Genomic DNA, 20,861 nt, shown 5'->3' on the forward strand with positions numbered 1-20,861 from the left:
TTACCGGGCCTCAGTTAGCGGCCAGAACTTGCAAAATCGTCAGGATCGCGCGGGTTTGCGGATCAATCCGCAGCAGCCGGTCTTCATAGCGGCAATAGGTGCCAGCGGGCAGCGATCTGTAACGGGTGTATGAGACGGTCATGCAATCGTCGCGCACCACATCACCGACGTGGTAGTAGATTACGTGGTCGTCATGATTATCGTGATCGTCATGCCCCATCTTCTTGGCCTGACCCGGCGGGCGGCAAGCGGGAGATTTCTTCGCCAGGCCTGGCGGGCAAAACTGCGCGGAGTGATGCGCTTTGGGTTTTTTACCATGGCCCTTGTTGCCGTGGCCTTTGCCCTCTGCCAAGGCCGCGCCCGTCGAAAGCGCAAGAACGGTGAGGGGGATACAAAGCAATTTGAGCATGTTCATGGCGGATTCCTGCGAATTTTATTCGATACGGTTGCATCTCTAGCGCCGATCGCGGTCTTATGTTCCTGCGCTATCCTCGCCTCGGCGGTTCGGCGCGCATTGGGCGGGTCAGCGCACTGCGGTGGCGCGACGACAAATCACCGCAAATCCCGTTCTATTTTCTCCCAAAATCAGGGCAATTCTGCGGGCTTACCCGAAACATTTTCAAAAAAATCCGAAAGGTCCATTTGAGATTAGCCTAATTGTGCGGCGGCGCGATCGGGCGCACCTTACGCGCGGGATTGATCCGGCAAAAGACCGGACCCACGACCGATCGCCTCACAGCCATTCGGTAAACCAGCACAGGCCAAAACGGCCATCACGGTTTCGCAAGATGCGGGGCGCACTTTTGCGTCCACAAAGCGTATCTGCGCCATAGGATAGGGACAGCACGATGCAATTGACCAACCCGTCACCCTCGCTTCACAACGAGGATCTGGCGCCCGCGACCGAGCGAAAGTGGGGCGCATTTTCTATTTTCAACGTTTGGACCTCGGACGTCCACAGCCTTTGGGGCTATTATCTTGCCGCCAGCCTGTTTCTACTCTGCGGCAGTTTCGTCAACTTTGTAATCGCGATTGGTGCGGGGTCTTTGGTGATCTTCGTGCTGATGAGCATGGTCGGCAACGCAGGCGTCCGTACCGGCGTGCCGTTCCCGGTGCTGGCGCGGGCCTCGTTTGGCACCTTTGGCGCCAATGCTCCGGCCTTGGTCCGGGCGATTGTCGCCTGTTTCTGGTACGGCGCGCAGACCTCGGCGGCCTCGGGGGCCATCGTCGCCCTGCTGATCCGCAGCCCCGGCATGTTGGAGTTTCACCAGACAAGCCAGATGCTCGGCCATTCGACACTTGAGGTGATCTGCTTCTTCGTCGTCTGGTGCTTGCAACTTCTGATCATCCAAAGTGGCATGGAAACCGTGCGCAAGTTCCAAGATTGGGCAGGCCCTGCGGTCTGGATCGCCATGCTGTTGCTTGCCGTCTATCTGGTGGTCAAGGCTGGCACCTTCTCGTTTGGCGCGGAAATCCCGCAAGACGTGTTGCTGAAAGCCACTGCGGATGCAGGCGTTCCCGGAGTGCCCGGTTCCACCGCAGCCCTCGCCGCTGTCGCAGCCACCTGGATCACCTATTTCGCCGCCCTCTACCTGAACTTCTGCGACTTCTCGCGCTATGCCACCTCGGAATCCGCCCTGCGCAAAGGCAACCTCTGGGGCCTGCCGATCAATCTGCTGGCGTTCTGCTTGGTGGCCGGCATCACCACCACCGCTGCCTTTACCGTCTACGGCGAGGTTCTGCTGCACCCCGAGCAAATCAGCGCCAAATTCGACAGCTGGTTCTTGGCGGCTTTGGCAGCGCTGACCTTCGCCGTCGCCACCTTGGGCATCAACGTGGTGGCCAACTTCGTCTCTCCGGCTTTTGATTTCGCCAACGTGTTCCCGCGCCACATCAGCTTTAAACGTGGCGGCTATATCGCCGCAGGCATCGCGCTGATCCTGTATCCTTGGGCCCCGTGGGAGACCGGTGCCGCGCATTTCGTCAACTTTATCGGCTCTACCATGGGCCCGATCTTTGGCATCATGATGGTCGATTATTACCTGATCCGCCACGGCAAGATCGACGTCAACGCGCTCTATCAAGAAAACGGCGAGTTCCGATTTGAGGGCGGCTGGCACGTCAAAGCCTTTGTCGCCTTGGGCATCGGCATGGTGTTCTCGTCTATCCTGCCGACCTTCACCACCCTGCTGCCCACATGGTGGGGCACCTATGGCTGGTTCTTCGGCGTCGGCATCGGCGGCGGGGTGTATTTCCTACTGCGGATGGGAGATCGGTAAAAGACAACGGCAGGGCTGGGGTTTCCCGGCCCTGCCTTTACAGGTCAGCGTTTCATCTCACATGTGCTGACGCCAAGCAGCGTGTAGGCCGGACAAGTGCCGAACACCCCGGTCAGTAAAGGAACGAGACCGATCAGCTTGGCAAAGTGCCAAAACCCTGTTCCTTGATCCAGAAGAAACCACAACAGAAGTGCTGCACCGACAACCACGCGCAGGATGCGATCAACACTTCCGACATTGGTTTTGAACATGATGGCTTCCTTTCAGATTTGGCTGCGAAATAGCAGCATTACCTGAAATCTAACCCATATCCGCCACATCGACTTTGATCTGACCCCAGATTTCTGGGGTCAGATCAGCGTTTTTACTCCATCTGCTTGAAGTTAAACTCGCCACCTTCTTTGATCCCCGACGGCCAACGCGCGGTGATGGTTTTGGTGCGGGTGTAGAAGCGGAAGCTGTCCGGCCCGTGCTGGTTAAGATCGCCGAACGAAGATTTCTTCCAGCCGCCGAAAGTATGATACGCCAAAGGCACCGGGATCGGCACGTTGATGCCGATCATGCCGACATTGATCCGGGCGGCAAAGTCACGCGCGGTGTCGCCGTCACGGGTATAGATCGCGGTGCCGTTGCCATATTCATGATCCATCGCCATGCCAAGCGCCTGCTCATAGCTTTCCGCGCGCACCACCGACAGCACTGGGCCGAAAATTTCCTTACGGTAAATCTCCATATCCGTGGTCACGTTGTCGAACAGATGCGGCCCCACAAAGAAGCCGTCCTCATAGCCCTGCAGTTTGAAATCGCGGCCATCGACCACCAGATTGGCGCCCTGCGCCACACCGGATTCAATCAGCTTCAGGATGTTGGCCTTGGCAGCCCCGGTCACAACCGGGCCGTAATCCACATCATTGCCCGCCGTGTAAGGGCCAACTTTCAGCTTCTCAATCCGGGGGATCAAGCGCTCGATCAACGCATCCGCCGTGGCTTGCCCCACCGGAACCGCCACCGAAATCGCCATGCACCGCTCGCCTGCCGCGCCAAAACCTGCGCCAACCAAAGCATCTGCCGCCTGATCCAAGTCAGCATCCGGCATGATGATCATGTGGTTCTTGGCACCGCCAAAGCACTGCACCCGTTTGCCGTTCGCCGTGCCGCGCGCATAGATATATTGCGCAATCGGGGTCGAGCCGACAAAGCCCACACCCGAAATCGTCTCATTGTCCAGGATAGCGTCGACCGATTCCTTGTCGCCATTGATCACCTGCAACACGCCATCGGGCAGGCCAGCCTCTTTCATCAACGCCGCCAGCATCAAGGGCACCGTCGGCGCGCGCTCGGACGGCTTCAGGATGAACGCGTTGCCGCAAGCCAGCGCAGGCCCCATTTTCCACATCGGGATCATCGCCGGAAAGTTGAACGGGGTGATCCCCGCAGCCACGCCAATCGGCTGGCGCATCGAATACATGTCAATGCCGGGGCCAGCAGAATCGGTGAACTCGCCCTTCAGCAAATGTGGCGCGCCGATGCAAAACTCGATCACTTCCAGCCCGCGCTGAATGTCGCCCTTGGCATCCGGGATGGTCTTGCCATGCTCGGACGAAAGCGCTTCCGCCAGCTTTTCCATATCGCGGTTCAGAAGACCAACCATCGCCATCATCACCCGCGCGCGGCGCTGTGGATTGGTGGCGCCCCATTTGACCTGCGCTTTGGCCGCATCAGCGGTTGCCGCATCCAGCTCTGCTTTGCTGGCCAAAGCCACCCGCGCCTGCACTTCGCCCGTCGCCGGGTTGAACACATCGGCAAACTTGCCCGAAGTACCCGCAACCAGTTGGCCGTTGATCCAGTGACCGATCTCTCTCATCATATCTCTCCCAAAAGTTGCCTTCACAATAGCCTTGCGAAATCGCCAAGGGTAGCGGTAAGATTTCAAATACGCTTTGCGTTTTTGCATGGGTCTGCGGGAATGCTTTTAACACGAGCACAACATCTGGTGCAAAGCTGCACTTTTAGCCGCCCAAAACACAAGTCGTTCCCCGCGGGGAATGAATACCGCGAAAGGTCGCAGCAATGGATTGGGATGATCTGCGGGTATTCCTTGCCGTGGCACGCTCTGAAAGCCTGTCCGGGGCAGGGCGGCGGTTAAAGATCGACCCCGCCACCGTAGGCCGCCGCATCGCACGTTTGGAAGAATCGATCGACGCGCGGCTGTTCGCCAAAACCCCGCAAGGCTATAGCCTGACCGAACAAGGCACCCGCCTGTTGACCCACGCTGTTCGCACTGAAGCGGCGGTAGATGGTGCGTCCGAGGCGCTGAGCGGCCCCGAAGGCCTCACGGGCCAAATCCGCATTGGTGCGCCCGATGGCTGCGCCAACTACCTGCTGCCGCAAGTCATCGCCCGCATCTGCGACGCCAATCCAGGGTTAGAGGTGCAGATCGTGGCACTCCCACGCGTGTTCAACCTGTCAAAACGCGAAGCTGACATGGCCATCGCGGTCAGTCGCCCCGAGGCTGGCCGTCTGACCGTGCAAAAGCTGACCGATTACCACCTGCACCTCGCAGCCTCCCGCGACTACCTTGCCGCCCACCCGCCAATCCTGACGCCGCAAGATCTGAAATCCCACCGCCTTGTCGGTTATATCCCTGATATGATCTTCGACAAAGAACTCGACTATCTGACCGAAATCGGTGCCTCCGCCCCGCCTTTGGCCTCGAACTCCGTCTCGGTGCAACTGAACTTCCTGCGTCATGGCGCGGGCATCGGCGTGGTGCATGACTTCGCTTTGCCCGCCGCGCCCGAACTCGCCCGCATTATCCCCGATCAAATCCACCTCTCCCGCGCCTTCTGGCTGATCCGCCACGCCGATGATGGCCGGGTCGAACGCCTCAATCGCTTCGCCGCACAACTTATGCTTGAGGTGAAGAAAGAAATGCAAAGGCTTGAAGCAATTCCTTGACAGAATCTTACGCTGCCCTGACGCTGTTCCTGACAGATAGGGAGGAATCTTCATGCTTGTCAGCCAAATCCTGAAATCGAAATCCGATGACGGGGTCGTCACTCTGCCACCCGGCACCCTCATTGCCCGCGTCGCCGAAGTGCTGTCCGCCCGTCGCATCGGGGCGGTGGTGATCTCGCCAGATGGCAAGAAACTCGCTGGAATCGTCTCGGAACGCGACATCGTGCGTGAAATCGGCCGTCGTGGTGGGGCCTGCCTGACCGAAAATGTTGATACGATCATGACCGCCAAAGTCGTCGCCTGCGCGCGTGGCGACAATGCCGATGATGTGCTGCAAACGATGACCGACGGTCGCTTCCGCCACATTCCGGTGCTGGAGGGGGATGAACTGATCGGCCTGATCTCGATTGGCGATGTGGTGAAAGCCCGGCTGTCCGAGTTGCACATGGAGAAAGACGCGCTGGAAGGCATGATCAAAGGCTTCTAGGAATCCGCTTGCATCCCGACACGTAATATTGTTGCGTGTCGGGGACTTAGGCGAGGAACCTGCCATGCGTATCGGTCTTTATCCCGGCACTTTTGACCCCATCACCTTGGGGCATGTCGATATCATCCAGCGCGCGATGGCACTGGTGGATCGTTTGGTGATTGGTGTGGCCATCAATCGTGACAAAGGCCCGGCCTTCCCGCTGGAAGAACGCGTGGCGATGGTGGAAGCCGAATGTGCCGGTATCCTCGCCAAAACCGGCGGTGAGATTATCGTGCATCCGTTTGAAAACCTGCTGATCGACTGTGCCCGTGATGTGGGCGCAAGCGTGATCGTGCGCGGCCTGCGGGCTGTGGCAGATTTTGAGTATGAATTCCAAATGGTTGGCATGAACCGCGCGATGGATGCGAGCGTAGAAACCGTGTTCCTGATGGCCGATGCACGCAGGCAGGCGATTGCCTCGAAACTGGTGAAAGAAATTGCGCGCTTGGGCGGCGATATTTCCAAATTCGTCACCCCCCCGGTGGCCGAGGCTTTGGCGCGACGCTATCCTAGGCCGCAGAAATAACTGTTGGAATGTTTGTTCCACAGCGTTACCCTGCGATCACTCACAAGAAACTCCGCAGAATGATCGCAGATATATGACCGCCTTGGATTCCGACGACCTTGCCGCGCCCGCCACGATCGAGGAATTCCGCGAGCGTCTGGCCGCGATCAGCGAAGGCCTGCCACGCCGCCTGCGGCAATGCGCTGATCATATCGCCGCCAACATCGACCGGATTGCGGTGTCCACCGTGGCCGAACTCGCCGCCGGGGCCGATGTGCCGCCCTCGGCGTTGATGCGTTTTTGCCAAATCCTCGGCTATTCCGGCTTTTCTGAAATGCAAAAGCTGTTCCGTGACGCCTATTCGCCCGGTTTTCCCGATTACTCCACCCGGTTGCAAAATCTGAAAGATGGCGGCACGGGCACCCCCTCAGCGCTGCTCGGTGAGTTCATCGAAGCCGGGCGACTGTCGCTGGAAGCCTTGGCGAAATCGGCGGATGAAGCCGCCCTCGCCCAAGCCGTAGACCTGCTTTCCGCCGCCGATACCATCCATGTCATTGGCCTGCGTCGTGCCTTTCCAGTCGCCGCATATCTCGCCTATGTCTTTGATAAAATGGCGGTTCCGGCGATGCTGCACGAAGGCACAGGCAAGCTCGATCACCGCCACGCCCTGCGCCCCGGTGATGCGGTGCTGGCGATCACCTTCGCGCCCTATTCCGAAGAAACCATCGCCTTGGCCCAAGACGCCCGCGCGCGTGGCCTGCCGGTGGTGGCGCTGACCGACCGTATCACCAGCCCGCTGGCCCGCGCCTCGGACGCGATCCTGACTGTGCCCGAGGTCGATTTCGGCGCGTTTCGCTCGCTTTCGGCCACCCTCGCGCTGGCGATTGCGCTGGCCGTGGCGGTTGGATCGGTGCGCGGTTAGATCGGCAAAGAAAATGCTTTTGCTTCGCGTAAAAATGGAATAAATATTCCAAAACGCTTGCGCAACTGAGTCTTGCCGCAGCGCCTGTCCCCGGAGGAGCCTGCCATGAAAACGCTCGACACCATCACCATCGGCCGATCCTCGGTGGATCTTTACGGCGCGCAGATCGGTGGGCGGCTGGAAGATATGGCGAGTTTCCAGAAATATATCGGCGGCTCGCCGACCAATATCGCCGCTGGCACCGCGCGTCTGGGCCTGAAATCGGCGTTGATCACCCGTGTCGGCGATGAGCATATGGGCCGTTTCATTCGTGAAGAACTGGCGCGCGAAGGCGTCGATGTGCGCGGCGTGAAAACCGACCCCGCGCGGCTGACGGCGCTTGTCATCCTTGGTATCCGTGATGAAACTCAGTTTCCGTTGATTTTCTACCGTGAAAACTGCGCCGATATGGCTTTGTGCGAAGACGATATCGATGAGATTTTCATCGCTGAAACCCGTTCGATCATCGTCACAGGCACGCATCTGTCGCATACCAATACCGAAGCCGCCGTGCTGAAAGCCTTGAAACTTGCCCGCAAACACGGGGCGAAAACCGCCTTAGACATCGACTATCGCCCGAATCTTTGGGGTCTTGCGGGCCATGGCGATGGCGAATCGCGCTTCATCGAATCCGCCGCTGTGACCGCTAAGCTGCAGGCCAGCCTGCATTATTTTGACCTGATCGTCGGCACCGAGGAAGAATTCCACATCGCAGGCGGTTCGACCAACACCATCGAAGCCCTGCGCGCGGTGCGCAAAGTCTCAAACGCCACCTTGGTGTGCAAACGCGGTGCGGTAGGGGCTGCCGCTTTTGAAGGCGCGATCCCTGACAGCCTCGATCAAGGCCAAACCGGCCCCGGCTTTCCCATCGAAGTCTTTAACGTCTTGGGCGCAGGCGACGGTTTCATGTCGGGCCTGATCAAAGGCTGGCTTGACGGCGAAAGCTGGCCCACAGCCCTGAAATACGCCAACGCCTGCGGTGCTTTCGCGGTGTCGCGCCACGGCTGCACCCCGGCTTACCCGTCGTTGGAGGAACTTAATTTCTTCTTGAGTCGCGGCGTGAAAGCCCCAGCCTTGCGCAAAGATGCCGAGTTAGAGCAAATCCACTGGTCGACCAACCGCCGCAAACAATGGTCTGAAGTGCGCGCCTTCGCCTATGACCACCGCTCGCAACTGGAAGAAATTCCCGGCGCCAATCCCGAAAACATTGGCCGTTTCAAAGAGTTGTGTCTGGAAGCTACAATGGCGGTTTCCCAAGGCCGCGAAGGTTACGGCCTGCTCTGCGACAACCGCCTCGGCAAATCCGCACTGCACAAAGCCTCGGGCCAAGGCCTGTGGATCGGTCGCCCGGTCGAATGGCCCGGCTCACGCCCGCTGATGCTAGAGCCTGAAATTGGCCCCGATTTCGGCGGCCTCTCGGAATGGGCGCTGGAGGACGTGGTTAAGGTTCTGTGCTTCTGCCACCCCGATGACAGCGCAGAAATGCAAGCGGAACAAGAGGCCGTCGTCACCCGGCTGTTCCACGCATGTCGCCGTAACCGCTTGGAAATGCTTCTGGAAATCATCCCGTCGAAAGTCGGTCCGGTGGATGACCACACCAACGCCAAGCTGATCAGCCGCTTCTACGATATCGGCATCTACCCCGATTGGTGGAAGCTGGAGCCGATGCAAACCCGCGAAGCTTGGGCGGCCACCTGCGACGCCATCACCCGCCGCGACGCGCATACCCAAGGCATCGTGATCTTGGGCCTCGGTCAATCCGAAGCCGAACTGGCGTCTGCGTTCAAACTCGCCGCCGATTTCCCGCTGGTCAAAGGCTTTGCGGTCGGGCGCACCATTCACGCCGATGTTGGCCGCCAATGGATTGCAGGCAAGATCGACGACGCCAGTGCCGTGGCCACCATGGCCGAAAATTTCCGCCGCCTCTGCGGCATCTGGGACGCTGCCCGAACTGGGGCCCGCGCAGGAGTGAAACCATGAACACCATCCGTTTGACCGCCGCCCAAGCCATGGTGCGCTGGCTTTCCGTGCAGATGACCGAAGACGGCGAGCGGTTTATCGAGGGCATATGGGCGATTTTCGGCCACGGCAACGTGGCAGGAATCGGCGAAGCTTTGCACGGCGCCAAGGATACATTCCCGACTTGGCGCGGCCATAACGAGCAAACCATGGCCCATGCCGCCATCGCTTTTGCCAAGGCACACAAACGCCGCCGCGCGATGGCGGTGACAACCTCGATTGGGCCGGGTGCGCTGAATGTGGTCACGGCTGCGGGCGTGGCCTATGCCAACCGCTTGCCTTTGCTGATCATTCCAGGCGATGTTTTCGCCAACCGCGCGCCGGATCCGGTGTTGCAGCAGCTTGAAGATTTCAACGACGGCACGGTTTCCGCCAATGATTGCTTTCGCCCGGTTACCCGCTATTTCGACCGGATTTCCCGCCCCGAACATATCCTGACGGCTTTGCCGCGCGCCTTCCGGGTGATGACCGATCCCGCCGATTGCGGCCCGGTGTGCCTGGCGTTCTGCCAAGACGTACAAGCCGAAGCCTTTGATTATCCTGAAAGTTTCTTCGCACCAAAGGTCTGGAAAATCCGTCGCCCCGCAGCCGATGCGGATGAACTCGCCGCAGCGATTGCCGCGATCAAGGGCGCGAAATCTCCGGTGATCGTGGCAGGTGGTGGCGTGATCTATTCAGGGGCCGAAGCGGAATTGGCGGCTTTCGCCTCTGCGCATCATATTCCGGTGGTCGAAACCCAAGCCGGTAAATCCAGTCTTGATTTCGACCATGCTTTGAACTTTGGCCCGGTGGGTGTGACGGGGGCTGCGAGTGCCAACACAATCTGCGAAAACGCTGATCTGGTGATTGGGCTTGGCACGCGGTTTCAGGATTTCACCACTGGGTCATGGTCGCTGTTCAAGAACCCGAACCGTCGTATTCTGTCGATCAATGTGGCGGCGTATGATTCCTACAAACACGGCGCAATTAACTTAACTTCGGATGCGAAGATCGCCTTGCAAGCCCTTGCAAAAGCTTTAGGAAGCCAGAAATGGCCCAGCATTCCCAGCCTGCAAGCCGATTGGGCCGTTGCCACCGCAGCGGTGAAAGCCGCACCCACCAGCAACGCTTTGCCGACCGATATGCAGGTGATTGGCGCGGTGCAGCGCACGGCCTCTAAGGCCACCGTGGTAATGTCTGCCGCTGGCACCATGCCGGGCGAGCTTCACAAGATCTGGGATGCGCCGACAGGCGGTTACCACATGGAATATGGGTTTTCCTGCATGGGCTATGAGATTGCCGGAGCCATGGGGATCAAAATGGCGCGGCCTGCGGCCGATGTGATCTGTATGCTGGGCGATGGCAGCTACATGATGGCGAACTCAGAACTTGCCACTGCCGTGATGATGGGCGTGCCGTTTACTGTGGTGATTACCGATAACCGTGGTTACGGCTGCATCAACCGGCTGCAAAAAGGCACTGGTGGGGCAGGGTTCAACAACCTGCTCGATGACTCCTACCATGTTAACCCGTCCCATATCGACTTTACCGCTCATGCCGCCGCGATGGGGGCCAATGCTGTCAAAGTCACCACGATTGCCGAACTAGAGGCAGCTCTCGCCGCCGCCAAGGGCGCAAAAATTCCCCAGGTGATCGTGATCGACACCGATCCGTGGCCCGGCACGCAGGCGGGTGGCACATGGTGGGACGTCGGCATCCCGCAAGTCTCGCCGCGTGCAGAAGTCAATCAGGCCCGCGCCAGTTATGAAGAAAAACAAAAAGATCAGCGGCTTGTCGACTGATCTTCGCGCTACCTTTAAAAATTTGAGGAAATAATGATCCACTACGGCACCAACCCGATCGCTTGGACCAATGACGACGACCGCAGTCTTGGCGCGCATATCTCGCTTGAGCAATGCTTGGATGAAACCGCCGCAATCGGCTTTGATGGCATTGAAAAGGGCCATAAAATGCCGCTGACGGTCGAAGGGCTGAACGCCTTGTTCCAACCGCGCGGGCTGAAATACATCTCGGGTTGGCATTCGACTAATTTGCTGCTGAACTCGGTCGAAGACGAAAAGACCGCGATGCAGCCCTACCTCGACCTGTTGAAAGCCATGGGTTGCAAGGTCATCATCGTTTGCGAGACCTCTAATGCCATCCATGGCGCTGACGATAAAGCGGTAAATGATCGCCCGCATCTGCCCGATGCAGACTGGAAGAAGTTCGGCCAAGGCATTGAAGCACTGGCAGAATTCAGTGCGGCCCAAGGCGTCAAGTTGGTCTACCATCACCACATGGGCACCATTGTTGAGGCCGAGTGGGAGATTGATCGTCTGATGGCCGAGACCGGGCCACATACCCATTTGCTGCTTGACACCGGCCATTGTTATTACGGCGGCGGCGATCCGCTGCGGGTGGCAAAAAACCACATGGCGCGCGTCGGTCATATCCATGCCAAAAACGTCCGCCCCGACATTATGAAACAGGTGCGCGAGCAGGGGCTGTCGTTCTTGGAAGGCGTGCGGCGTGGCTCTTTCACCGTGCCGGGTGATGCCGAAGGGGCTGTGGATTTCTTCAGCGTTCTCGAAGTGGCGGCGCAGCACAATTATTCCGGCTGGCTGGTGATTGAAGCCGAGCAAGACCCATCTGTGCGGATTCCGATGGATTATCAAAGCCTTGGTTTGCGCAGTCTGAAGGGCTTTGCCAAGCGGGCTGGCCTCGACAAATAAAGGTTGGGGGCACGCCCCCCAGACCCCGTATCTGGGAGAAGAACATGGCCGATCTATTGCGTAAACCCAAGGGCACCTCAGGCAAGGTGCATGACATCACGCCCGAAAGCGCGGGTTGGGGCTATGTCGGTTTCGGTCTCTATCGTCTGCAACCGGGTGAAACCGCTGCCGAAGTCACTGGCGACCGCGAAGTCATCCTCGTGCTGGTCGAAGGCAAAGCCCAAATCCATGCCGCAGGCCAAGATTGGGGCGTGCTCGGCGACCGTATGGATGTGTTTGAGAAAACCCCACCGCATTGCCTGTATATCCCCAACGACTCTGATTGGTCTGCCACAGCCACCACCGCCTGTACCTTGGCGATCTGCACCGCCCCCGGCACATCCGGCCACAAGGCCGCGCAAATCGGCCCCGCTGGCATCACCCTGACCCAGCGTGGCACCGGCGCGAACACCCGTTTCATCAACAACATCGCGATGGAAGGCTTGGATGTGGCCGACAGCCTGCTGGTCACCGAAGTCTTCACGCCCTCCGGCAATTGGTCGTCCTATCCCAGCCACCGTCACGACGAAGACGATTTCCCCCGCATGACCTATCTTGAGGAAAGCTATTACATGCGGCTGAACCCTGCGCAGGGTTTCGGCATCCAACGCGTCTATACCGAAGATGGCAGCCTTGATGAGACGATGGCGGTGAAAAATCACGATGTCACCCTGGTGCCCAAGGGCCATCATCCTTGCGGGGCGCCTTACGGTTATGAGATGTATTATCTGAACGTCATGGCAGGCCCCCGCCGCAACTGGCGGTTTCAGAACGACCCGGATCATGACTGGATCTATCAGCGCGACACCACTGCGGTCTAAACCCTAGTATCGCGGCGCGTCCGATGTCAAAAGCTCCACCTGCATGGCGCCCTTGTAGCCGCGCAACTCGGCCTCGATCAATTGCGGTTTTGGCAGGCGAGGCGTCAGCACAAGGCAGCGGCCACAATAACCCAATGCGTTCAGCCGGGTCAGCACCACGATTGCATCCAAACTGGCGTTGAACAACGGAAACACCACCAAATCGGGGGCGATACGGGCCAGTTCTTCCGGGCAAAGCTGCGTGAAGGGCAGCGAGAAGATCATCGCATCCTGCGACACCGGCACAGCCTCGCCCCCCGCCAGATACAGGATTCGGCGACTTGGCGGCTTTTGGTTTGGCAAAGGTTCCGTCTGCGGTGGCACACCCGCCTCCCACTGTTTTTTTGCGCTTGCGGGGAAAATACGCGTCAATCACATGCGCCTCTACACCCGAAGCGCGAATTTTCGTTACGACAATCACCTAATGTTATGCAACCCCGGCCGCTTCGGCAAGCTCGAACTGGCATGATCAGGGACGGCGGGGTAAAGATTGGCAAAGCGCAAAGGGCCGGGTGATGGATCAAGAAGCCACTAAAGCATTGCTGGGCGGGCTGCCGCTGCCAGTGATCCTGATCGCGTCAGATGAGCGGATCGTGCAGGCCAATGCGCCCGCCGTGGCGCTGTTTGGTGCGGCGATCTTGGACCGGCACCATGCGCTCAGCTTTCGGCAGCCCGAGTTTTTGCGCGCGATTGCGGCAGTGATGCAGCACGCCGAGACTGGTCGGGTGCGCCTGACCCTCGCCGGGGCCGCGCAGGACACCACCTACGAGGTTTCTGTCAGCCCGGTGCCGCAGGGTGTGCTCTGCGCCTTCGAGGATCGCTCGGCATGGGAGCAGATGGATCTGATGCGCCGCGATTTTGTCGCCAACGTCAGCCACGAGCTGCGCACGCCGCTGACCGCCTTACTGGGCTTTATCGAAACCCTGCGCGGCCCGGCTCGCAATGATGCCCCGGCCCGCGAACGGTTCCTTGGCATCATGGCAAGTGAAGCCGAGCGGATGAACCGTCTGGTGCGCGATCTGCTGCACCTTAGCCGAGTCGAGTCTGAAGAACGCGTGCAGCCCTCGGATGAGGTTGATATTGCAGCACTTTTACGCAGATCGGTGGCCAGCCTGCGCCCGGTTGCCGAAGCTGCGCGCGTCACAATCTGCATCGAGGGCGCCGATCAAACGATGACCATCCGCGCCGATGCCGATCAGATGACGCAGGTGCTGACCAACCTTGTCGAGAATGCGGTGAAATACGGCAGCCCAGCGGGGGCAGAGGTGCGCATCGCCTTGACCCTTGAGAAAGGCCCGCGCGGCCAGCAGTTGCGCCTGTCCGTCACCGACCAAGGCGAAGGCATTGATCCGTTCCATATCCCGCGCCTGACCGAACGCTTCTACCGCGTCGACGGCCACCGCTCGCGCGAAAAGGGCGGCACCGGATTGGGCCTCGCCATCGTCAAACACATAGTCAATCGCCACCGGGGTAGGCTGGTGATCGAAAGTGCCAAAGGCAAAGGCAGCCGATTCTCGGTGCTGTTGCCGTACGAGGCGCGCTGACCAGGATTGCGCGAGAAGGGCTTTCCTACGGGCCTAAATACTCCTGCCGGAGGCTCCCCCACCTCGTCATGCGCCCTATTTCTGACCATTTCACCCCAGCCCCTCCATCCTGTCATATATTCGTTACAAAACTGTCGCAAAACCATAGGATAACCTGCCTAGACGGGGCGGTGAAGGGCAGGCCATCCGGGCAGCCCTCGGGAATTAACTGGAGAGCACAATGTCTCTGATCAAACTGATCCCTTCTGCTGTGGCGATTCTTGCCGCTACGACCGTCATCGCCTCGGCGCGTGACCAGCTGCAAATCTCGGGTTCTTCGACCGTGCTGCCGTACTCGACCATCGTGGCCGAAGCGTTTGGCGAAAACGGCGATTTCAAAACGCCTGTCGTTGAAGGCGGCGGTTCGGGCGCAGGCCGTAAGAAGCTTTGCGAAGGTGTTGGCGAAGCCACCATCGACATCGCGAACTCGTCCTCGCGCATCAGCCAGTCCGACATCGACCTGTGCAACACCAATGGCGTCACCGACATCATGGAAGTGCGCATCGGCTATGATGGCATCGTGTTTGCCTCCGACATCAACGGCCCGGATTTCGTGCTGACCCCGGTTGACGTGTTCAACGCCATCGGCGGCACCGTTGTCAAAGACGGCGCTCTGGTCGCCAACACCGCCAAGACCTGGGCTGACGCCAATGCGTCGTTGCCAGCTCAAGACATTCTGGCCTTCATCCCCGGCACCAAGCACGGCACGCGCGAAGTGTTCGACACCAAGGTCCTGCTGGAAGGTTGCAAAACCGCCGGCGCTTATGATCTGTTCTTGGCTGCTTCCACCGAAGCTGATGACGGTGCCAAGAAAAAAGACGCTGAAAAGCAGTGCTTCACCACCCGGACGGATGGCACTTCGGTCGACATCGACGGCGACTACACTGAAACCCTGTCGCGCATCGCGGCCAACAAGAACGCCATGGGCGTGTTCGGCCTGTCGTTTTACGAGAACAACACCGACAAGCTGAAAGTTGCCACCATGAACGGCATCAGCCCAAGCGTGGAGACGATCTCGAAGGGCGAATACCCAGTGTCGCGCCCGCTCTACTTCTACGTCAAGAAAGCCCATATCGGCGTGATCCCCGGCCTGAAAGAATACATCGCCTTCTTCGTGTCCGATGAAATGGCTGGCCCGGGTGGCAAATTGGCAGATTACGGTCTGGTTCCTGATCCGGAACTGGCAGCAACCCAGTCGGCTGTTGAAGCCGAAACCGTAATGGGTCCGTTGCAGTAAGACTTAGAAAGGCGGCGCGAGATTTCTCGCGCCGCTTGTCTCTTCAGCGCCTGTCCCTCTCATTGGTAGGATCCCCATGAGCATCGGCCTTCTCTCTTTGATTATTCTCGTCCTTGCCGCCCTGGGCTATGTTATTGGCCGCCGCAAGGCTGTCGGCCAAGTCGAAGGCGACATTCGCAAATTGCATTCCCTGCCGCCGTTTTATGGCCGCATCACCGCTTTGCTCACCGCTGTGCCTGCGTTCTTTCTGATCGCCGCATGGCTTTTGGCGCAACCTTTGTTTCTGGAAAACAAAGCGATCAGCTTGATCGACCCTGCAGAGCTGCCCGCAGGCAAATCGGCAGAACTGATGATGGCCGATGTCCGCCGCGTGGCCGCTGGCCTGAACATGTTGGAAGCGCGCGGCGATGAAGTCGGCCCCTTGCTCGCCAGCCCAACCGCGCTGAAAACCGCATTGAATGGTGCGGGAGTGGTGCTTGAAACCGAACCCACGCCCTCAACTCTCGCCGCAACGGCGGCTTTGCGTGACGCAGGCGATACCTCTCGCCTTGCCATGACGGGGGCCGCGCTTTTGCTGGCGCTGGCTGGTCTGGCCTTCGGCTTCAGTCGCATCAACCCCGAATACCGTGCCCGCAATGCCACCGAGCAATTTGCGATGTGGCTGCTGATGACCTCAAGCCTGATCGCGGTGCTGACAACGGTGGGCATCGTTGGCTCCTTGCTGTTCGAGTCGATCCACTTCTTTCGCCTCTACCCTGCATCCGAGTTCTTCTTCTCAACCACTTGGAAGCCGCAGTTCGGCGGCGGCTCCAGCCTTGGCATCCTGCCGCTCTTGTGGGGCACACTCTATGTCTCGGTGATCGCTCTTGTCGTCGCTGTGCCAATTGGCCTGATGTCCGCGATTTATCTTGCCGAATACGCCTCACGCTCGACCCGCGCTTGGGTGAAACCCGCCATCGAAATCCTCGCGGGTATCCCAACCATCGTTTACGGCCTGTTCGCGCTGATCACCGTCGGCCCCTTGCTGCGCGATTACTTTGCCTCGCCGCTTGGCCTTGGCACCTCGTCGTCCTCGGTGATGACCGCTGGCCTTGTGATGGGCATTATGGTGATCCCCTTCGTCTCATCTTTGTCCGACGACATTATCAACGCCGTACCGCAGTCTTTGCGCGATGGCTCGCTCGGCCTGGGCGCCACCCCGTCTGAAACCATCAAACAGGTGGTGATCCCCGCAGCGCTTCCTGGCATTGTCGGTGCAGTCTTGCTGGCAGCCTCCCGCGCGATTGGCGAAACCATGATCGTCGTCTTGGGGGCAGGGGCAGCCGCCCAACTCTCGATGAACCCGTTCGAGGCGATGACGACGGTGACCGTGAAAATCGTCAGCCAGTTGACCGGCGATACCGAATTCGCCAGCCCAGAAACCTTGGTCGCCTTCGCTTTGGGTCTGACATTGTTCTGCCTGACCTTGGCCTTGAACATCATCGCCCTCGTGATTGTGCGTAAATACCGGGAGCAATACGAATGACAGCCCGCCCGCTGAACCCCCGCGCAGCGCTTGACACCCGCGAGTCGCTGCTGGTGCAAGACCCGCGCACCAAAGCCCGCAACGCCACCGAGAAACGCTTCCGCGCCTATGGCCTAACGGCCATTGTTGTAGCCCTTCTCGCGCTGGTCTGGCTGCTGGTCTCGATCTTCGGAAACGGTCTGCCTGCCTTCCGCCAAACCTTCATGACCTTCCCGGTGACGCTGGATGCAGCCCTGCTGGACAAGGGCGGCAAACGCGATCCGGCTGATCTGGCGAAGGCTACAACGTTCACCTATGGCAAGGTGCTGGCCACCTCGCTTGGGGCCGAAGTCACCGCGAAAGGCATCGACCTTGGCGCGGTGCAGCCCAAAGATCTGATCAAAATGATCTCCGAGGAATCCCCGGCGACCTTGCGCAACCTTGTGCTGGCCGATCCGTCTTTGATCGGCACCACCATCGATTTTACCGTTCTGGCCTCGGGCCGCATCGACGGCTACTACAAAGGCCGTGTGACGATGGAATCGGCGGCATTGGACAAAAACATCTCGCCTGACCAACTTGCTTTGGCAGATCGGCTGAAAACCGCAGGCGTGCTTGGCATGAAGTTCAACGCGGGCTTCCTCACGATGCCCGACGCGTCGGACAAACGCCCCGAAGCCGCAGGGCTTGGCGTTGCCATCGTAGGCTCGCTTTACATGATGTTCGTCGTGCTGATCCTCGCACTGCCGATCGGCGTCGCCACCTCCGTCTATCTGGAAGAGTTTGCCCCGCAAAACAAGTTCACCGACTTGATTGAGGTCAACATCGCCAACCTCGCTGCTGTGCCCTCTATCGTCTATGGCATCCTCGGTTTGGCGATTTTCATCAACTTTGCAGGTCTACCGCAATCCGCCCCCATCGTCGGCGGTCTGGTGCTGACCCTGATGACCCTGCCGCGGATCATCATTCCGACGCGCGCAGCCCTCAAGGCCGTGCCGCCCAGCATAAGGGACGCGGCCCTCGGCGTGGGCGCAAGCCGCCTGCAAACCATCACCCACCATGTGCTGCCGCTCGCGATGCCCGGCATCTTGACCGGCACCATCATCGGCCTCGCGCAAGCCTTGGGCGAAACTGCCCCGCTCTTGCTGATCGGCATGGTCGCCTTCGTGCGTGACTTCCCCGGTGCCCCGCCCGACGGCCTGTTCGACCCCGCCGCGGCTCTGCCTGTGCAAATCTACAACTGGACCCAACGCGGCGACCCCGGCTTTGTCGAACGCGCCTCTGGGGCCATCATCGTGCTGCTGGTCTTCCTGATCGCAATGAACGCCGTGGCGATCTACTTCCGCCGCAAATTTGAACGCCGCTGGTAAGGGAAAATCACATGAAAGACCAAAGATTGGAGACCCGCGTGGACACCCAGACCATCAAGATTGAGGCCCGCAAGGCGCAGGTCTATTACGGCACCAACCACGCCATCATAGACGTCGATGTTGACATCATGGACAAGACGGTAACGGCTTTCATCGGCCCGTCGGGTTGCGGCAAATCCACCTTCCTGCGCTGTTTGAACCGGATGAACGACACCATCCCGTCCTGCCGGGTTGAGGGCAGCATCACGTTGGAAGGTGAAAACATCTACGACCCCCGCGTCGATCCGGTGCAACTGCGCGCCCGCATCGGTATGGTGTTCCAAAAGCCAAATCCGTTCCCGAAGTCGATCTATGACAACGTCGCTTATGGACCAAAAATCCACGGCTTAACCCGCAACAAGGCCGAACTCGACGAAGTGGTCGAGACCTGCCTGCGCAAGGCAGCCCTGTGGAATGAGGTGAAAGACCGCCTGCAATCCCCGGGTACCGGGCTTTCGGGTGGCCAACAACAGCGCCTGTGCATCGCCCGCGCCATCGCGACCTCGCCCGAGGTTCTGCTGATGGACGAGCCTTGCTCGGCGCTTGATCCGATTGCCACCGCACAGGTCGAAGAACTGATCGACGAGTTGCGCAGCCAATTCTCGGTGGTCATCGTCACCCACTCGATGCAGCAAGCAGCCAGGGTCAGCCAACGCACCGCGTTCTTCCACCTCGGCTACCTTGTCGAATTTGGCGAAACCGGGCAGATCTTTACCAATCCGAAAGATCCGCGCACGGAATCCTATATCTCTGGCCGGATCGGTTAAGGAAGAAACACATGTTGAATGATCCCCATATCGCCTCGGTTTTCGACCGTGATCTTGAAGCGGTGCAAGCCATGATCATGAAAATGGGCGGGCTTGTTGAAGCCGCCCTGTCCGATGCCGCCAAGGCGCTGGACACCCAGGACGAAAGCCTCGCCGAACGGGTGCGCAACAACGACACCGCGATTGATCAACTGGAAGAATTGATCAACACCGAATGTGCCCGGCTGATCGCTTTGCGCGCGCCGATTGCCACCGATCTGCGCACCGTGCTGACCGTGATGAAAATCGCCTCCAGCCTCGAGCGTTGCGGCGACTATGCCAAAAACCTTGCCAAACGCGCGCTGGTGCTGAACGCGATGACGCCAATTCCGGGTGCCGCAGGCTCGATCCGCCGCATGGCGCGTCAGGTTGGTCTGTTGCTGAAGGACGCGCTCGATGCCTTCGTGTCGCGCGATGCGGGCCTTGCGGCCGAAGTGCGCCTGCGCGATGAAGAAGTCGATCAGATGTATAACGCTTTGTTCCGCGAATTCCTGACCCATATGATGGAAGACACCCGCAACATCTCGGCCTGTATGCACCTGCATTTCATCGCCAAAAACATCGAACGCGTTGGCGACCATGCCACCACCATCGCCGAACAGGTGATCTACCTGACCACCGGATCGCTGCCCGATGAGGCCCGCCCGAAAGCCGAACTTGCTGGGGGTAATGCCTGATGGCACCGCGGCCATCGGTTCTGCTGGTCGAGGATGAACCAGCACAACGCGCAGTCCTGTCCTATAACCTTGAAGCCGAAGGCTTCGAGGTGCGCACCGCAGACAACGGCGAAGACGCACTGGCTTTGATCGGCGAGGAAGCCCCCGATCTGATCCTGCTCGACTGGATGATGCCGCATGTCTCTGGCATCGAAGTCTGCCGCCGCCTGAAAGCCCGCCCCGAAACCCGTGGCATCCCGATCATCATGCTGTCGGCACGCTCGGAAGAAGTCGATAAGGTGCGCGGCTTGGAAACCGGGGCGGATGATTACGTCATCAAACCCTATTCCGTGGTCGAGCTGATGGCCCGCCTGCGCGCACAACTGCGCCGCGTGCGTCCCGCCACCGCAGGGTTGCTGCTGGAATGGGGCGACATTCGCCTCGATACCGAAACCCACCGCGTCTACCGCAGCGATAAAGTTCTGAAACTTGGCCCCACCGAGTTTCGCCTGCTGGCCACTTTTATGGAAAAGCCGGGCAGGGTGTTCTCGCGTGAAAGCCTGCTCGACCGCGTCTGGGGCCGCGATATCTACGTCGATACGCGCACGGTAGACGTTCACATTGGCCGCCTGCGCAAATCGCTCTGCACCTTTGGCGGCGACGACCCTTTGCGCACGGTGCGCGGCGCGGGCTATGCGCTGGGGTGAAATCGCGGGCCAAACCCCGAATTGGCCTATCGCTTCGCATATAATTTCTCATTGGTATAAATATTCCGGGGGGCCGGGGGCTGGCCCCCGGTCCGACG

Annotated in this window: 20 protein-coding genes; 16 read left to right on the top strand and 4 right to left on the bottom strand. The window is 59.4% G+C overall.

What is annotated here, in order from left to right; genetic code table 11:
• Positions 1–10: 10 nt before the first annotated feature.
• On the bottom strand, positions 11–415 hold the full coding sequence (locus tag Q7V03_RS05905) for a hypothetical protein (protein ID WP_304924679.1): 405 nt from the start codon (positions 413–415) through the stop codon (positions 11–13).
• Between the two features lie 433 nt (positions 416–848).
• Here Q7V03_RS05905 and Q7V03_RS05910 point away from each other — a divergent pair, with 433 nt between their 5' ends.
• On the top strand, positions 849–2,279 hold the full coding sequence (locus Q7V03_RS05910; protein WP_304924680.1) for an NCS1 family nucleobase:cation symporter-1: 1,431 nt from the start codon (positions 849–851) through the stop codon (positions 2,277–2,279).
• Positions 2,280–2,323: 44 nt separating this feature from the next.
• Here Q7V03_RS05910 and Q7V03_RS05915 read toward each other — a convergent pair whose 3' ends face one another.
• Both Q7V03_RS05915 and Q7V03_RS05920 read right to left on the bottom strand, forming a co-directional pair.
• Positions 2,324–2,530 carry a DUF2892 domain-containing protein gene (locus Q7V03_RS05915; protein WP_304924681.1) on the bottom strand — a complete coding sequence of 69 codons (207 nt, stop codon included), beginning with the start codon at positions 2,528–2,530 and terminating at the stop codon, positions 2,324–2,326.
• A gap of 113 nt (positions 2,531–2,643) precedes the next feature.
• Positions 2,644–4,143, bottom strand: a complete 1,500-nt coding sequence (locus Q7V03_RS05920) for a CoA-acylating methylmalonate-semialdehyde dehydrogenase (protein WP_304924682.1) — start codon at positions 4,141–4,143, stop codon at positions 2,644–2,646.
• 206 nt (positions 4,144–4,349) lie between these two features.
• Between Q7V03_RS05920 and Q7V03_RS05925 the strand changes: the two genes are divergently transcribed.
• The 8 genes from Q7V03_RS05925 to iolB all read left to right on the top strand — a co-directional run bounded on the left by Q7V03_RS05925 (position 4,350) and on the right by iolB (position 12,822).
• The gene (locus Q7V03_RS05925) at positions 4,350–5,237 is read left to right on the top strand and encodes a LysR family transcriptional regulator (protein ID WP_304924683.1); all 888 of its coding nucleotides are present in this window, start codon (positions 4,350–4,352) and stop codon (positions 5,235–5,237) included.
• A gap of 52 nt (positions 5,238–5,289) precedes the next feature.
• Positions 5,290–5,724 carry a CBS domain-containing protein gene (locus tag Q7V03_RS05930; protein WP_304924684.1) on the top strand — a complete coding sequence of 145 codons (435 nt, stop codon included), beginning with the start codon at positions 5,290–5,292 and terminating at the stop codon, positions 5,722–5,724.
• A gap of 64 nt (positions 5,725–5,788) precedes the next feature.
• On the top strand, positions 5,789–6,292 hold the full coding sequence (gene coaD, locus Q7V03_RS05935) for a pantetheine-phosphate adenylyltransferase (RefSeq protein ID WP_304924685.1): 504 nt from the start codon (positions 5,789–5,791) through the stop codon (positions 6,290–6,292).
• Positions 6,293–6,365: 73 nt separating this feature from the next.
• Positions 6,366–7,193, top strand: coding sequence for a MurR/RpiR family transcriptional regulator (locus Q7V03_RS05940; RefSeq protein ID WP_304924686.1), 828 nt, complete (start codon positions 6,366–6,368; stop codon positions 7,191–7,193).
• 105 nt (positions 7,194–7,298) lie between these two features.
• A complete protein-coding gene (gene iolC / locus Q7V03_RS05945; protein ID WP_304924687.1) occupies positions 7,299–9,212 on the top strand; it encodes a 5-dehydro-2-deoxygluconokinase in 1,914 nt (637 codons plus the stop codon).
• Positions 9,209–11,032, top strand: coding sequence for a 3D-(3,5/4)-trihydroxycyclohexane-1,2-dione acylhydrolase (decyclizing) (iolD, locus tag Q7V03_RS05950; protein WP_304924688.1), 1,824 nt, complete (start codon positions 9,209–9,211; stop codon positions 11,030–11,032). The genes iolC and iolD overlap by 4 nt, the downstream gene beginning before the upstream one ends.
• A gap of 33 nt (positions 11,033–11,065) precedes the next feature.
• Positions 11,066–11,962 (top strand): myo-inosose-2 dehydratase, encoded by an 897-nt coding sequence (gene iolE / locus Q7V03_RS05955; protein ID WP_304924689.1) that lies wholly within the window; start codon positions 11,066–11,068, stop codon positions 11,960–11,962.
• Between the two features lie 44 nt (positions 11,963–12,006).
• Positions 12,007–12,822: a 5-deoxy-glucuronate isomerase gene (gene iolB, locus Q7V03_RS05960; RefSeq protein WP_304924690.1), complete on the top strand. Its 816-nt coding sequence runs from the start codon at positions 12,007–12,009 to the stop codon at positions 12,820–12,822.
• Positions 12,823–12,825: 3 nt separating this feature from the next.
• Here iolB and Q7V03_RS05965 read toward each other — a convergent pair whose 3' ends face one another.
• A complete protein-coding gene (locus Q7V03_RS05965; RefSeq protein ID WP_304924691.1) occupies positions 12,826–13,185 on the bottom strand; it encodes a hypothetical protein in 360 nt (119 codons plus the stop codon).
• A 191-nt stretch (positions 13,186–13,376) separates the two neighbouring features.
• Here Q7V03_RS05965 and Q7V03_RS05970 point away from each other — a divergent pair, with 191 nt between their 5' ends.
• From Q7V03_RS05970 to phoB, 7 genes are all read left to right on the top strand, one after another.
• Positions 13,377–14,405, top strand: coding sequence for a cell wall metabolism sensor histidine kinase WalK (locus Q7V03_RS05970; protein ID WP_304924692.1), 1,029 nt, complete (start codon positions 13,377–13,379; stop codon positions 14,403–14,405).
• A gap of 220 nt (positions 14,406–14,625) precedes the next feature.
• Positions 14,626–15,681, top strand: a complete 1,056-nt coding sequence (locus Q7V03_RS05975; RefSeq protein ID WP_304924693.1) for a substrate-binding domain-containing protein — start codon at positions 14,626–14,628, stop codon at positions 15,679–15,681.
• A gap of 76 nt (positions 15,682–15,757) precedes the next feature.
• Positions 15,758–17,206, top strand: a complete 1,449-nt coding sequence (pstC, locus tag Q7V03_RS05980) for a phosphate ABC transporter permease subunit PstC (RefSeq protein WP_304924694.1) — start codon at positions 15,758–15,760, stop codon at positions 17,204–17,206.
• Positions 17,203–18,555, top strand: a complete 1,353-nt coding sequence (pstA, locus tag Q7V03_RS05985) for a phosphate ABC transporter permease PstA (protein WP_304924695.1) — start codon at positions 17,203–17,205, stop codon at positions 18,553–18,555. Before pstC ends, pstA begins: the two co-directional genes overlap by 4 nt.
• A gap of 11 nt (positions 18,556–18,566) precedes the next feature.
• Positions 18,567–19,361: a phosphate ABC transporter ATP-binding protein PstB gene (gene pstB, locus Q7V03_RS05990; protein ID WP_304924696.1), complete on the top strand. Its 795-nt coding sequence runs from the start codon at positions 18,567–18,569 to the stop codon at positions 19,359–19,361.
• Between the two features lie 11 nt (positions 19,362–19,372).
• Positions 19,373–20,077, top strand: coding sequence for a phosphate signaling complex protein PhoU (gene phoU, locus Q7V03_RS05995; protein ID WP_304924697.1), 705 nt, complete (start codon positions 19,373–19,375; stop codon positions 20,075–20,077).
• Positions 20,077–20,763 carry a phosphate regulon transcriptional regulator PhoB gene (phoB, locus tag Q7V03_RS06000; RefSeq protein ID WP_370651078.1) on the top strand — a complete coding sequence of 229 codons (687 nt, stop codon included), beginning with the start codon at positions 20,077–20,079 and terminating at the stop codon, positions 20,761–20,763. Before phoU ends, phoB begins: the two co-directional genes overlap by 1 nt.
• Positions 20,764–20,861: the final 98 nt, after the last annotated feature.

It is taken from the genome of Cypionkella sp. (assembly GCF_030652235.1).
Lineage (GTDB): Bacteria > Pseudomonadota > Alphaproteobacteria > Rhodobacterales > Rhodobacteraceae > Cypionkella.

Coding starts and splice junctions, on each gene's coding strand:
- Q7V03_RS05905 (WP_304924679.1), bottom strand. CDS start 415: ATGAACATGCTCAAATTGCTTTGTATCCCCCTCACCGTTCTTGCGCTT.
- Q7V03_RS05910 (WP_304924680.1), top strand. CDS start 849: ATGCAATTGACCAACCCGTCACCCTCGCTTCACAACGAGGATCTGGCG.
- Q7V03_RS05915 (WP_304924681.1), bottom strand. CDS start 2,530: ATGTTCAAAACCAATGTCGGAAGTGTTGATCGCATCCTGCGCGTGGTT.
- Q7V03_RS05920 (WP_304924682.1), bottom strand. CDS start 4,143: ATGAGAGAGATCGGTCACTGGATCAACGGCCAACTGGTTGCGGGTACT.
- Q7V03_RS05925 (WP_304924683.1), top strand. CDS start 4,350: ATGGATTGGGATGATCTGCGGGTATTCCTTGCCGTGGCACGCTCTGAA.
- Q7V03_RS05930 (WP_304924684.1), top strand. CDS start 5,290: ATGCTTGTCAGCCAAATCCTGAAATCGAAATCCGATGACGGGGTCGTC.
- coaD (WP_304924685.1), top strand. CDS start 5,789: ATGCGTATCGGTCTTTATCCCGGCACTTTTGACCCCATCACCTTGGGG.
- Q7V03_RS05940 (WP_304924686.1), top strand. CDS start 6,366: ATGACCGCCTTGGATTCCGACGACCTTGCCGCGCCCGCCACGATCGAG.
- iolC (WP_304924687.1), top strand. CDS start 7,299: ATGAAAACGCTCGACACCATCACCATCGGCCGATCCTCGGTGGATCTT.
- iolD (WP_304924688.1), top strand. CDS start 9,209: ATGAACACCATCCGTTTGACCGCCGCCCAAGCCATGGTGCGCTGGCTT.
- iolE (WP_304924689.1), top strand. CDS start 11,066: ATGATCCACTACGGCACCAACCCGATCGCTTGGACCAATGACGACGAC.
- iolB (WP_304924690.1), top strand. CDS start 12,007: ATGGCCGATCTATTGCGTAAACCCAAGGGCACCTCAGGCAAGGTGCAT.
- Q7V03_RS05970 (WP_304924692.1), top strand. CDS start 13,377: ATGGATCAAGAAGCCACTAAAGCATTGCTGGGCGGGCTGCCGCTGCCA.
- Q7V03_RS05975 (WP_304924693.1), top strand. CDS start 14,626: ATGTCTCTGATCAAACTGATCCCTTCTGCTGTGGCGATTCTTGCCGCT.
- pstC (WP_304924694.1), top strand. CDS start 15,758: ATGAGCATCGGCCTTCTCTCTTTGATTATTCTCGTCCTTGCCGCCCTG.
- pstA (WP_304924695.1), top strand. CDS start 17,203: ATGACAGCCCGCCCGCTGAACCCCCGCGCAGCGCTTGACACCCGCGAG.
- pstB (WP_304924696.1), top strand. CDS start 18,567: ATGAAAGACCAAAGATTGGAGACCCGCGTGGACACCCAGACCATCAAG.
- phoU (WP_304924697.1), top strand. CDS start 19,373: ATGTTGAATGATCCCCATATCGCCTCGGTTTTCGACCGTGATCTTGAA.
- phoB (WP_370651078.1), top strand. CDS start 20,077: ATGGCACCGCGGCCATCGGTTCTGCTGGTCGAGGATGAACCAGCACAA.